Source organism: Mesorhizobium sp. Primo-A, from assembly GCF_003997175.1.
In the GTDB taxonomy this organism is placed as follows: Bacteria; Pseudomonadota; Alphaproteobacteria; order Rhizobiales; family Rhizobiaceae; genus Mesorhizobium; species Mesorhizobium ciceri.
In genome coordinates this window covers 31,288-43,824 of record NZ_RZTG01000012.1, presented here as the reverse complement: position 1 = coordinate 43,824, position 12,537 = coordinate 31,288, and the positions used below count along the sequence as shown (strand labels likewise).

Genomic DNA, 12,537 nt, shown 5'->3' with positions numbered 1-12,537 from the left:
AGCCCGTAAACAAAGAGTTAGCGAGGCCGTTCGAATTGCGCTTGCTGGCACCATGGCAATGCTTGCCGCGCAACCATGTCGAGACTATGGTGCGCCGCTTCGCTTTCGGTTAGAAGGCGCGACCACAAACACCGACACAAAACACCAGAAGTGCCAAGGAGTTGGACGATATGCTGAGAGGCTCGCTTACTGCGCTCGTGACACCGTTCGAAAAGAGCGGGCGTTTCGACGAGAAAGCCTTTCGCGCATTCGTCGAATGGCAACTCGCGGAGGGCACGACGGGCCTGGTGCCGGTCGGCACCACCGGCGAGTCGCCGACACTGTCGCATGACGAGCACCGCCAGGTCGTCAAGGTATGCATCGAGGTGGCCAAGGGACGAGTTCCGGTCGTCGCCGGCGCTGGTTCCAACAACACCGAGGAAGCCGTCGGGCTCGTGCAGTATGCCGAGAAGGCCGGCGCCGATGCCGCCCTGGTCGTCACGCCTTATTATAACAGGCCGACGCAGCGCGGCCTGTATGAGCACTTCGCGGCGGTCGCCAGGGCGACCAAGCTGCCGATCATCATCTACAACATCCCGCCGCGCTCGGTCATCGACATGATGCCGGACACGATGGGCCGGCTCGTGCACGACTTCAAGAACATCGTCGGTGTCAAGGATGCCACCGGCAAGGTCGAACGGGTTTCCGAGCAGCGTGCCACGTGCGGCAAGGATTTCATCCAGCTTTCGGGCGAAGATGCTTCGGCGCTTGGATTCAACGCGCATGGCGGCGTCGGCTGTATTTCGGTGACGTCGAACGTCGCGCCGCGGCTGTGCGCCGAATTCCAGGAGGCAACGCTTGCCGGCGACAGCGCCAAGGCGCTGGATCTGCAGGATCGCCTGCTGCCGCTGCACAAGGCGATCTTCATCGAGCCTGGCGTTTCCGGCGCCAAATACGCGCTGTCGAAGCTAGGCAAGGTCGAAAACGTGCTGCGCTCGCCGTTGGTGACGATCGAACAGTCGACTGCCGACAAGATCGATGCGGCTATGAAGCACGCCGGCTTGATTAATTAGGGATGAGGCGCCACCTCTCCGCATCATGAATCAAGTCAGAAAAGCCGATCCCAACAACAAGACCGTTTCGGAAAACCGCAAGGCGCGGTTTTCCTATGAGGTGCTCGACACGGTCGAGGCCGGTCTGGTGCTGACCGGCACCGAGGTCAAGTCGCTGCGCCAGGGCCAGGCCAACATCCAGGACAGCTACGCCTCGGTCGAAGGCGGCGAGATCTGGCTGATCAATTCCTATCTGCCGGAATATCTGCAGGCCAACCGCTTCAACCACGAGCCCAGGCGGCGCCGCAAGCTGCTGCTCAACAAGCGCGAAATGGCGAAACTGTCGCAAAGCGTCGACCGCGAAGGCATGACGCTTGTGCCGCTGAAAATCTATTTCAACGACCAGGGCCGCGCCAAGCTGCTGCTCGCTGTCGGCCGCGGCAAGAAACTGCACGACAAGCGCGAGAGCGAGAAGCAGCGCGATTGGTCGCGCGAGAAGGGCCGGCTGTTAAAAGAGCGTGGGTAGGCTGGGGCCATTCGCTTGAAGAACCGAATTGTTCTCTTTGGTCTGGCCAGTCTGGTCTTGGTATGTTTCGTCGCAGCAGGCGGCTACATCTATTTCAAGGCATTCTCGCCGGACCGCGACAAATATCCGCTCAGGGGCATCGACGTTTCCCATCATCAGGGCCGGATCGACTGGCCGCGTGTCGCCGCCGACGATGTCGCCTTCGCAGTCATCAAGGCGACCGAAGGCGGCGATCATGTCGACGATGCCTTCGCGAAGAATCTGGAAGAGGCCCGCGCCGCCGGTCTCGCCGTCGGCGCCTATCACTTTTTCACCTTTTGCCGACCTGGCGCCGACCAGGCGAAGAATTTCATCTCGGTTGTGCCGCACGACCAGCCGCTGCTGCCGCCGGTCGTCGACATCGAATTCGGCGGCAACTGCCCGCAGCGGCCGACGCCCGAACAATTGAACGCCGAACTGGCCGCGTTCCTCGCTCCAGTCGAGGCGACGTTCGGCAAGCCTGCGATCGTCTATCTGACCGATGAGGCAGCGCAGACCTATGCAGGGCGCATTGCTGCCCGTCCGCTCTGGCTCCGCTCGTTGCTCCTGGAGCCGGACCGCGACGACTGGGTCTACTGGCAGTACCACAACAGGGGTCGCGTCGACGGCATCAATGGCGATGTCGATATGAATGTGCTGAAGGGTGGGCCGGCGGTGCTGGCTGCACTGTTTGCGCCATCAAGCTGATCCGCTGGCGCCCGACTCTATTTCTGCAGGAACGCCGCTATCTGGCTGAAAACGCTAACGAACATCGCTTCGGTCAGCACACCGGTGTTGGTGTTGTAGCGCGAGCAATGATAGCTCGAAAACAGCGTGATGCTGCCGGCCGGCAGCTGCCCGCCATGCTTGAACGGATAGGCGGCGACACGCCCGCCCAATGCCCGCACCGTCGACTGGTGCGCGATCGATCCCAGTGCCAGCACGGCGCGCAGGTTCGGGAACCTGGCGATCGTCGGCACCAGGAATGTCCGGCAGGTGGCAATCTCAGCGCCCACCGGCTTGTTCTCCGGCGGCACGCAGCGCACCGCGTTGGTGATCGCGGTGCCGACCAGCTCCAATCCGTCATCTGGCCGCGCCTTGAACTCTCCGCGCGCAAAACCGTGCGAAATCATCGTCGAGTAGAGCATGTCGCCGGCATAGTCGCCGGTGAACGGGCGGCCCGTTCGATTGGCACCGCGCAGGCCAGGCGCCAGCCCGACGATCAGCAACTGAACCGCCGCGTCACCCTCGGGTGGTAAAAAAGTCGGCACCGGCGCATTGAACCAGGACGGCTCGCGCTGCCGCCACTCGGCGATGAAGTCATGCAGCCTTGGGCAGAGCGGGCAATCGCGGCCGGGTTCGGAGGCGGAAAGCACGGTCAAGGCGACCGGCCTCAATAATCGTCCTCGTCGACTTCGGCCGGCTCGGGCCTGCGCACCGGGCGCTCGGACGGGTCACGGCCAACCTCGTTCTTCAGCGTCGTCAGGTCGATGAAATGGTCGGCCTGGCGGCGCAGATCGTCGGAGATCATCGGCGGCTGCGAGGCCATGGTCGAGACGATCGATACCTTGCGGCCACGCCGCTGCAATGCCTCGACCAATGTGCGGAAATCGCCGTCGCCGGAAAAGATGACGTAGTGGTCGACGACATCGGCGAGTTCCAGCGCATCGACGGTGAGCTCGATGTCCATATTGCCCTTGATCTTGCGGCGGCCGGTCGAGTCGGTGAATTCCTTGGCCGGCTTGGTGACCACCTTGAAGCCATTATAGTCGAGCCAGTCGATCAGCGGACGGATCGAGGAGTATTCCTGATCCTCGACCAGCGCCGTGTAATAATAGGCGCGCAGCAGATAGCCGCGCTTCTGGAAGCTCGACAGAAGCTTGCGGTAGTCGATGTCGAAGCCGAGCGCGCGCGACGTCGCGTAGAGATTGGCGCCGTCGATGAATAGGGCGATTTTTTCACGAGGGTCGAACATGGAAAATATTCCTTCTCGAAATAAACACCCGTCTAAACCAAATGCGATAGCGTTCGGTCAGGCTCATAATAAACCGGCTGACCTCTATGCCATCCGAGATAGCGCCAGTTTCGCGGCAATCCAAGGGCGCGTGCGGCACTGCAAGCAATTGTGATCGGGACACCGAACACATAGCACAGACTGGTTTTGCCAAATCGGGTGTTTGAACCAAGGTTTGGGCGCCATGCAACCCAGCCATTGCCATGATGCTTGTATTTTGGCGGCGTTCGGGTTATGGACCGAGCCTGTTTTCCATCAAATCCATCGCATGAAAGGGGCAATCCATGGCCCGCGTAACCGTTGAAGATTGCATCGACAAGGTCGACAACCGCTTCGAGCTGGTGCTCCTTGCCGGCCATCGTGCCCGGCAGATCAGCCAGGGCGCGCCGATCACAGTGCCGCGTGACAACGACAAGAATCCGGTTGTGGCGCTGCGCGAGATCGCCGATGAGACGCTGTCGCCCGACGACCTCAAGGAAGATCTGATCCATTCGCTGCAGAAGCATGTCGAGGTCGACGAGCCCGAGGCCGATGGCGAGGCGATTGCCGATCAGACCGGCACCGCCGTTGCCGCCACCGACGCCGACGACGCCGAGGAGAACATCACCTTCGACCGGATGACCGAGGAAGACCTCCTGGCCGGCATCGAGGGCCTGGTGCCGCCGGAAAAGAGCGACGACTACTAAGCCAGCGTTCTGGACCTGCCTGGAATACGTTTCCGGCACTTCCGTCCAGTCAGTTTCGTGGCTATCTATGGGATGCGCCGTACGCTAGTGCGGCGCATCAATCATTTCAGCACCGCGAGATTCCGCCCATGATGCGTCAGTATGAGCTTGTCGAGCGCGTCCAGCGCTACAAGCCTGACGTCAACGAGGCGTTGCTCAACAAGGCCTATGTCTATGCCATGCAGAAGCATGGCCACCAGAAGCGCGCTTCCGGCGATCCGTATTTCTCGCATCCGCTCGAAGTCGCCGCCATCCTCACCGAAATGCATATGGACGAGGCGACGATCGCGGTCGCCCTGCTGCACGACACCATCGAGGACACGACCGCCACGCGGGCCGAGATCGACGATCTGTTCGGCCCCGAAATGGGCAAGCTGGTCGAGGGCCTGACCAAGTTGAAGAAGCTCGATCTGGTCTCGAAGAAGGCCGAGCAGGCGGAAAACCTGAGAAAGCTTCTGCTGGCGATTTCGGAAGATGTCCGCGTGCTGCTGGTCAAGCTCGCCGATCGTTTGCACAATATGCGCACCCTCGACCACATGCCGGAGGCCAAGCGCCTGCGCATCGCCGAGGAGACGATGGATATCTACGCACCGCTGGCCGGGCGCATGGGCATGCAAGGCATGCGTGAAGAGCTGGAGGAGATCGCCTTCCGCTTCATTAATCCTGAAGCCTATCGCGCCGTCACCGCACGGCTTGCCGAAATCTTCGAACGCAACAAGGGCGTGCTGACGGACATCGAAAAGGCACTGTCCACGTTGTTCGAGAAGCATGCGATCAACGCCAGCGTAAAGAGCCGGCAGAAGAAGCCGTGGTCGGTGTTCCGCAAGATGGAGGCCAAGGCGCTGTCCTTCGAGCAGCTCTCTGACATCTTCGGCTTTCGCGTCGTCGTCGACACGGTCGAGGACTGCTACCGGGCGCTTGGCGCCATCCACACCGCGTGGTCGATGGTGCCGGGTCGCTTCAAGGACTACATCTCGACGCCGAAACAGAACGACTACCGCTCGATCCACACCACCATTGTCGGCCCGTCGCGCCAGCGTGTCGAGCTGCAGATCCGTACCCGAGAGATGAACAAGATCGCCGAATACGGCGTCGCCGCCCATTCGATCTACAAGGATACCGGCGGCAAGACGAATGGCGCCGCCCACGCGATTTCAAAGGAAACCAACGCCTACGCCTGGCTGCGCCGCACCATCGAGCAGCTTGCCGAAGGCGACAACCCTGAGGATTTCCTCGAAAATACCAAGCTGGAACTGTTCCAGGACCAGGTGTTCTGCTTCACCCCGAAAGGCATGTTGATTGCGCTGCCGCGCGGCGCGACACCGATCGACTTCGCCTATGCGGTGCACACCGATGTCGGCGACACCTGCGTCGGTGCCAAGGTCAACGGCCGCATCATGCCGCTGATGACGGAACTGAAGAACGGCGACGAGGTCGAGATCATCCGCTCCAAGGCGCAGGTGCCGCCGGCGGCGTGGGAATCGGTCGTCGTCACCGGCAAGGCGCGCTCGGCCATCCGCCGTGCCACCAAGAACGCCATCCGCAAGCAATATTCGGGTCTTGGCATCCGCATCCTGGAACGCGCCTTCGAGCGTGCCGGCAAGACCTTCACCAAGGAGAGCCTGAAGCAGGTGCTGCACAGGTTGGCGCGCAAGGACATCGAGGATGTGCTGGCCTCTGTCGGGCGTGGCGAGCTCGCCTCCACTGATGTCATGAAGGCGGTATTCCCCGACTACAAGGATGAGCGCGTCACCACGGCCGTCCCCAAGCCGCGAGAGGAGGGCTGGTCGAAGATCCGCAATGCCGCCGGCATGCTGTTCCAGATTCCGGGTCGTGCCGCGCGCAAGGACAAGGACCAGCCGCGCGATGGAGCCGTGCCGATCCGCGGCGTGCGCGGCGATCTGCCGGTGCGCTTCGCGCCGGAAGGGGCAGTCCCTGGCGATCGCATCGTCGGCATCGTCCAGCCGGGCACCGGCATCACTATCTATCCGATCCAGTCGCCAGCGCTGCAGGCGTTCGATGACCAGCCCGAGCGCTGGATCGACGTGCGCTGGGACATCGATGAGCGCACCAAGGAACGCTTTCCGGCGCGCGTATCGGTCACCGCCATCAACGCGCCGGGGTCACTCGCCGATATAGCGCAGGTGGTTGCCTCGAACGACGCCAACATCCATACGCTGTCGATGGTGCGCACTGCGCCCGACTTCACCGAAATGCTGATCGATCTCGAAGTCTGGGATCTCAAGCACCTCAACCGGCTGCTATCGCAGCTCAAGGACAATTCGAGCGTCAGCGACGCAAGACGCGTCAATGGCTAGACCATGCTCCGGTTTCGGACAACATCATGGTCAATCAAAAAGAGGCAGACATGAACACCGATGAAGTGCTGGGCATTTTCCGCGAGGCGGGTGCTGTTCTGGAAGGGCATTTCATTTTGACCTCGGGCCTGCGCAGTCCGGTCTTCCTGCAGAAGGCGCGCGTGTTCATGCATGCCGACAAGACCGAGCTTCTGTGCAAGGCGCTGGCGGAGAAGATCCGCGCAGGCGTGCCCGGCAAGATCGACTATGTCGTCGGCCCGGCGATCGGCGGGCTGATCCCGGCCTATGAGACCTCACGTCATCTCGGCGTGCCGGCGATCTGGGTCGAGCGGGAGGGGGGCGAGTTCCGCTTGCGCCGCTTCGAGATCGCCAGGGGGTCGCGTGTCGTCATCGTCGAGGACATCGTCACCACCGGCCTGTCGATCCGAGAGACCATCGAGTGCCTGCGCGAGCTTGGCGCCGAGGTGGTTGCCGCGGCCTGCATCATCGACCGTTCGGCCGGCAAGACTGATGTCGGCGTGCCGCTCATCGCGCTTGCCGAGTATGAGGTCCCGGCCTATCCGGCCGACCGGCTGCCGCCGGAGCTTGCCGCCATCCCGGCGATCAAGCCCGGCAGCCGCAACATCTGACGGGGCATGCCGACATGCGTGAAGACGAATTGGAAATGATCGCCGGCATCGATCATTTCGTGCTGACGGTCGCTTCGCTGGAAGTGACCTGTGAGTTTTACCAGCGCGTGCTGGGTTTTGAGCGCATCGACGCGGCGGATCGACCGACGGCGCTGGCTTTCGGTAGCCATAAGATCAATGTGCATGAGGTCGGCCGGACTTTCGAGCCAAAGGCGAAGTCGCCGACATCAGGATCAGGTGATTTCTGCCTGATCACCGAGCGGCCACTGGATGAGGTCCGTGCGCGGCTCGCGGCCAATGGTGTGGTGGTGGAACTCGGCCCGGTTGAACGTGTCGGGGCCCGAGGTCCAATGATGTCGGTCTATTTCCGCGACCCGGACGGCAATCTGGTCGAGGTCAGCGAATACCTGCCGTAGCCGCTGGCGGCGCTGTGCCTTTCGGCGATGCGACTGCCGTTCCTTAAATTTGCCGCGATTGTCCAATGTTCGAAGCAAGACCTGCCGCCCCGAAGGGCGGCGACAAGCGCGGCGCACAAAAGGTGTTTGGTTGTTCTTGCGCCAGCGCGTTGTTATATAAGCTGGCGATTGCCATAGGGTGATCGTCAAGCGCAAGATGTGGCTGCCACGCCCGGCTGAAGGTGCCGTTGCGGGCGCTGTGGAACGGGAACAGAGTGCTATTTCGACGCCGCAAGCCTGATGGCCTTTATGAGCGGGTGCGTACCTATCTTTGGCCGCGCCGCTCGTTTTCGCGCTCGCTTCAGTATTTTTCCAAGCGCATCCTGCGGCTGAAGGCCACACCGCATGCGGTGGCGGCCGGCGTTGCGGCCGGTGTCTTCGCTTCATTCTTCCCCGTCGGTTTCCATTTCATCATCGCTGCCATCCTGTGCTGGGTGATAGCCGGCAATCTGGTGGCGGCGGCGCTTGGCGCGGTTTTTTTCGGCAACCCGCTGACCTTCCCGTTGCTATGGGGCGCGTCGTGGGAAACGGGCAAGCTCATCCTGCATGACCGGTTGCCGACACATGGGCCGCCGGCGCATCTGGGCGAGATGTTGCACAACCTCTCCTTCGCGCAATTGTGGAAACCGGTCCTTGAACCGATGCTGATCGGTGCGGTTCCGCTCGGCTTGATCTTCGGGCTGCTGTTCTACGCCATCACGCGCTGGGGCATGAACGCTTTCCGCGAACAGCGGCGCAAACGCCTGGCCGAGCGCGCAAGCCGGCATGCGCAATCGTCCCATCCCGGCGCAAGCATCGGTTCCACTGCGCGATGATCATCGGCATCGGCAGCGACCTGATCGACATCAGACGCATCGAGAAATCGCTGGAGCGTCACGGCCAGCGCTTCGTCCAGAGAATCTACACCGACATCGAACAGGCGCGTTCGGACAATCGACGCGCCCGCGCGGCCTCCTATGCCAAGCGTTTCGCCGCCAAGGAGGCCTGCGCCAAGGCGCTGGGCACCGGACTGGCGCAGGGCGTGTTCTGGCGCGACATGGGTGTCGTCAACCTGCCCAGTGGCGCGCCGACCATGGCGTTGACGGGAGGAGCGCAGGCCAGGCTGGCCAAAATCCTGCCAAAGGGCTATCGGGCGGCAATCCACCTCACCATCACGGATGATTTCCCGCTCGCTCAAGCCTTTGTGATCATCGAGGCGCTGCCCGTCGAAGAAGCGCCACATTGATTGCCTCTGACGACCGGCATTGACGTTGCCCAGCGCGCGCCGAGACTCTATACCATCCAACGCACAATCGAGGACGACATGAGCGTGGCTGAAAAATCCGAGAAGAAATCCGGCGGGCTTGGCGAGACCGTCAGCGTCATCGTCCAGGCGCTTTTGCTCGCCCTGGTCATCCGCACGCTGCTGTTCCAGCCTTTTTCGATCCCGTCGGGATCGATGCGGCCGACGCTTTTGGAAGGCGACTATCTGTTCGTCACCAAATGGTCCTATGGCTATTCGCGCTATTCGCTGCCTTTCGGACCCGATATTTTTTCGGGCCGCATCTGGGGCTCCGAGCCGAAGCGCGGCGACGTGGCGGTTTTCAAATTCCCGCCTGATCCGTCCGTCGACTACATCAAGCGCGTTGTCGGCCTGCCGGGTGACAAGATCCAGGTCAAGGACGGCCAGCTTTTCATCAACGGTGTCGGCGTGCCGCGCGTGAAAACAGGCCAAATCGACAATCCCGACATCACCGAGGAATCGCGCCCGATCGATGTCTATCGCGAAACCCTGCCCAACGGCGTCAGCTACGACACGCTTGACCTGAATTCGAACTCGATCGGCGACAACACCCGCGAATTCGACGTGCCGCCCGGCCACTATTTCATGATGGGCGACAACCGGGACAATTCCGCCGACAGCCGTTTCACCGTCGGCTACGTTCCCGCGGAAAATCTGGTTGGCCGCGCCAATCTTGTCTTCTTCTCGATCGCCGGCAAGGCGAGCCCTCTCGAAATCTGGAAATGGCCGTCGCTGATGCGCGCTTCGCGCCTGTTCCACTTCGTCAATTGATGGCTTTGAAGCGCCCGACAGGCGAAACACTGGCCGGTTTGGTGAAGGCCAAGACCGGTTACGTCTTCAAGGATATCCGTTTGCTTGAGACCGCCTTGACGCATTCCAGTGCGGTCAAGGCGGCCACCAACAACCAGCGTCTTGAATTTCTTGGCGACCGCGTGCTCGGGCTTGTCGTCGCCGATATGCTTTTCGAAAAATTTCCCGATGCGCCGGAAGGTGAAATCGCGCCGCGCTTCAATGCGCTGGTCGATGCGCGGACCTGCTCCGAAATCGGCATCGAAATGCAGCTGGAGGATCTGGTCCGCGCCGATTCTGCCTTGAAGATGCGGTCGCGCGGCTCGGGCGGAAACTATCTGGCGGATGCGGTCGAAGCGCTGATTGCGGCGGTTTACGTCGACGGTGGCATCGAGGCCGCGCGGCGGTTCGTCCTGCGCTATTGGGAACCGCGCTCGCATACGGTGATCGCAAAGCCGCTCAATCCGAAATCCGATCTGCAGGAATGGATTGCCAAGACCAGCGATATCAGACCCGAGTATGTGATCGACAAGCGCGAGGGACCCGACCATCAGCCGGTCTTCACTGTATCCTTGCAGGTCCGCGGCTTTGCGCCGATAAGCGGCACCGGCGGCTCGCGCAGGGCGGCCGAAGAAGCGGCGGCTTCGGCATTTCTTGTGCGCGAAGGCGTTTGGGCCGCCGCATCGGCCCAAAAATCGGGGGGCTCGCGGCCCTCCAGTGAAGGGAGCGCGGCATGACCGCTACCGAAGAGCCGGCGACCACAGCCGCCGCCACGCATTCCGGCTTTGTCGCGCTGATCGGCGCGCCCAATGCGGGCAAGTCGACCTTGGTCAACCAATTGGTCGGCGCCAAGGTGTCGATTGTCACCCACAAGGTGCAGACGACCCGCGCCATCGTGCGCGGCATCGCCACGCATGACAATGCGCAAATCGTTTTCGTCGATACGCCCGGCATCTTCAAGCCGAAGCGGAGGCTCGACACGGCGATGGTGACCACCGCCTGGGGTGGGGCCAAGGACGCCGATATCGTACTGCTTCTGATCGACGCCGAGCGCGGCATCAGGGGCGACGCCGACGCCATCCTCGAACGGCTGAAGGATGTGCGCCAGCCGATGGTGCTGATCCTCAACAAGGTCGACCGCGTCAAGCACGAAGCGCTGCTGGCTCTGTCGGCGGCAGCGAACGAAAGGGTGCCGTTCAAGCGCACCTTCATGGTGTCGGCGCTGACCGGTTCCGGCTGCAAGGACGTGCTCGATTATCTGGCCGAGTCTCTGCCGGTCGGTCCCCGGTACTATCCGGAAGACCAGATCTCGGACCTGCCGATGCGCCAGCTCGCGGCCGAGATCACGCGCGAGAAGCTTTATCTCAGGCTGCATCAGGAATTGCCCTATTCCTCGCATATCGAGACCGAGAAATGGGAAGAGAAGCCGGACGGCTCGGTGCGCATCGACCAGACCATCTATGTCGAGCGCGACAGCCAGAAGAAGATCGTTCTCGGCCACAAGGGCGAGACCATCCGCGCCATCGGCCAGGCGGCGCGCATGGAGATAGCAGGCATCCTCGAACAGAAGGTGCACCTGTTCCTGTTCGTCAAGGTGCGCGAGAACTGGGGCGACGACCCCGAGCGCTACCGCGAAATGGGGCTCGAGTTTCCGCGCTAGGCTCGATGGTCAGCAAGCCGAACATCGACATAACGCTTGTCAGCCGATTGATCGCCACGCAATTTCCCAAGTGGAAGGATCTTCCGGTCAGGCCGGTTGCATCAGGCGGATGGGACAACAGGACCTTTCATCTGGGCGGCGAGATGACCGTGCGACTGCCAAGCGCCGCGGCCTATTCCCTGCAGGTGGAAAAGGAGCATCGCTGGCTGCCGAGGCTCGCACCTCTGCTGCCGCTGCCGATCCCGGTGCCGCTGGCGATGGGAGTTCCGGCCGAAAGCTATCCCTGGCACTGGTCCGTCTACCGCTGGATCGAAGGCGAGACGGCAGAGCGCGAGCGGATTGCCACCCTGCCGCAATTTGCGACCGACCTGGCCGCGTTCCTGGTCGCCCTTCAGCGTATCGATGCCACCGGTGGACCGGCGCCGGGACAGCACAATTTCTTTCGCGGCGGAGCACTCAGCGTCTACGATGGCGAGGCCCGGCAAGCGATTGCCGCCCTCGACGGCAAGATCGACACGGCCGCAGCCAGTGCGGTGTGGGAGGCAGCACTTGCCGCACAATGGCACGGTGCGCCGGTCTGGTTCCACGGTGACGTCAGCTGGGGAAACCTGTTGGTCAGGCAAGGCCGATTGAGCGCGGTGATCGACTTCGGAACCTCCGGCGTCGGCGATCCCGCCTGCGATCTGGCGATTGCGTGGACGCTGTTTGAAGGCAAAAACCGGGAGGCGTTTCGTGCCGGGCTTCCGGCCGACGAGGCGATGTGGGCGCGCGGTCGTGGCTGGACGCTTTGGAAGGCGCTGATCACGGTCGCTGGACAGATCGACGCCAACCCTGTTGAGGTTGAGAAATCCTGTCACGTAATCGATGAAGTCCTTGCCGACCGCGCGCGCGAGCGTGAAGCGCCGAACGATAAGCCACTCTAGCCAACCAAAACCCAGTCCCGTCGCCAAACATCCGCCGTCGCATGGCGCGACCAGGGACATTCCGACCGACGCCATGCTTCCCGGGAGTGCCGATCCGCCTGATCGAGGCGGACGACCACGTCGCCCGTGTCGCCAAGGTCGACTGAGAGGCGTCACGGAGGAATCGT

General features: G+C 62.1%; 15 protein-coding genes. 13 read left to right on the top strand and 2 right to left on the bottom strand.

The genetic code is table 11. The features are described from left to right. Positions 1 to 170: 170 nt before the first annotated feature. Genes dapA through EOC83_RS22160 form a run of 3 tightly spaced genes read left to right on the top strand, consistent with a single transcriptional unit; the run spans position 171 to position 2,283 of the window. On the top strand, positions 171 to 1,052 hold the full coding sequence (dapA, locus tag EOC83_RS22170) for a 4-hydroxy-tetrahydrodipicolinate synthase (RefSeq protein WP_013532595.1): 882 nt from the start codon (positions 171 to 173) through the stop codon (positions 1,050 to 1,052). Positions 1,053 to 1,077: 25 nt separating this feature from the next. After that, complete coding sequence (gene smpB / locus EOC83_RS22165; RefSeq protein ID WP_013532594.1) at positions 1,078 to 1,557, top strand: SsrA-binding protein SmpB; 480 nt, start codon at positions 1,078 to 1,080, stop codon at positions 1,555 to 1,557. A 15-nt stretch (positions 1,558 to 1,572) separates the two neighbouring features. Beyond that, positions 1,573 to 2,283: a GH25 family lysozyme gene (locus tag EOC83_RS22160; protein ID WP_013532593.1), complete on the top strand. Its 711-nt coding sequence runs from the start codon at positions 1,573 to 1,575 to the stop codon at positions 2,281 to 2,283. Between the two features lie 17 nt (positions 2,284 to 2,300). Here the strand turns inward: EOC83_RS22160 and EOC83_RS22155 are convergent, their stop codons facing one another. Both EOC83_RS22155 and EOC83_RS22150 read right to left on the bottom strand, forming a co-directional pair. Then, positions 2,301 to 2,957 (bottom strand): uracil-DNA glycosylase, encoded by a 657-nt coding sequence (locus tag EOC83_RS22155; RefSeq protein ID WP_013532592.1) that lies wholly within the window; start codon positions 2,955 to 2,957, stop codon positions 2,301 to 2,303. An 11-nt stretch (positions 2,958 to 2,968) separates the two neighbouring features. Continuing rightward, positions 2,969 to 3,550, bottom strand: a complete 582-nt coding sequence (locus tag EOC83_RS22150) for an NYN domain-containing protein (protein ID WP_010915096.1) — start codon at positions 3,548 to 3,550, stop codon at positions 2,969 to 2,971. 323 nt (positions 3,551 to 3,873) lie between these two features. Here EOC83_RS22150 and rpoZ point away from each other — a divergent pair, with 323 nt between their 5' ends. The 10 genes from rpoZ (at position 3,874) to EOC83_RS22100 (ending at position 12,370) form a co-directional block, all read left to right on the top strand. Further along, positions 3,874 to 4,275: a DNA-directed RNA polymerase subunit omega gene (gene rpoZ, locus EOC83_RS22145; RefSeq protein ID WP_013532591.1), complete on the top strand. Its 402-nt coding sequence runs from the start codon at positions 3,874 to 3,876 to the stop codon at positions 4,273 to 4,275. 128 nt (positions 4,276 to 4,403) lie between these two features. Then, positions 4,404 to 6,632: a bifunctional (p)ppGpp synthetase/guanosine-3',5'-bis(diphosphate) 3'-pyrophosphohydrolase gene (locus EOC83_RS22140; RefSeq protein WP_013532590.1), complete on the top strand. Its 2,229-nt coding sequence runs from the start codon at positions 4,404 to 4,406 to the stop codon at positions 6,630 to 6,632. A gap of 50 nt (positions 6,633 to 6,682) precedes the next feature. Further along, entirely contained in the window at positions 6,683 to 7,261 is a 579-nt protein-coding gene (gene pyrE, locus EOC83_RS22135; RefSeq protein WP_013532589.1) for an orotate phosphoribosyltransferase, read from the top strand. Positions 7,262 to 7,296: 35 nt separating this feature from the next. Next, complete coding sequence (locus tag EOC83_RS22130) at positions 7,297 to 7,677, top strand: VOC family protein (RefSeq protein ID WP_024503070.1); 381 nt, start codon at positions 7,297 to 7,299, stop codon at positions 7,675 to 7,677. A gap of 254 nt (positions 7,678 to 7,931) precedes the next feature. Continuing rightward, complete coding sequence (locus EOC83_RS22125; protein ID WP_013532587.1) at positions 7,932 to 8,531, top strand: DUF2062 domain-containing protein; 600 nt, start codon at positions 7,932 to 7,934, stop codon at positions 8,529 to 8,531. Beyond that, a complete protein-coding gene (acpS, locus tag EOC83_RS22120; protein ID WP_013532586.1) occupies positions 8,528 to 8,941 on the top strand; it encodes a holo-ACP synthase in 414 nt (137 codons plus the stop codon). Before EOC83_RS22125 ends, acpS begins: the two co-directional genes overlap by 4 nt. Positions 8,942 to 9,019: 78 nt before the next feature. Then, positions 9,020 to 9,769, top strand: a complete 750-nt coding sequence (gene lepB, locus EOC83_RS22115) for a signal peptidase I (RefSeq protein WP_013532585.1) — start codon at positions 9,020 to 9,022, stop codon at positions 9,767 to 9,769. Next, positions 9,769 to 10,524: a ribonuclease III gene (gene rnc, locus EOC83_RS22110; protein WP_013532584.1), complete on the top strand. Its 756-nt coding sequence runs from the start codon at positions 9,769 to 9,771 to the stop codon at positions 10,522 to 10,524. The genes lepB and rnc overlap by 1 nt, the downstream gene beginning before the upstream one ends. Continuing rightward, complete coding sequence (gene era, locus EOC83_RS22105) at positions 10,521 to 11,447, top strand: GTPase Era (RefSeq protein ID WP_013532583.1); 927 nt, start codon at positions 10,521 to 10,523, stop codon at positions 11,445 to 11,447. Before rnc ends, era begins: the two co-directional genes overlap by 4 nt. Before the next feature lie 5 nt (positions 11,448 to 11,452). Continuing rightward, complete coding sequence (locus EOC83_RS22100; RefSeq protein ID WP_013532582.1) at positions 11,453 to 12,370, top strand: aminoglycoside phosphotransferase family protein; 918 nt, start codon at positions 11,453 to 11,455, stop codon at positions 12,368 to 12,370. Positions 12,371 to 12,537 lie beyond the last annotated feature (167 nt).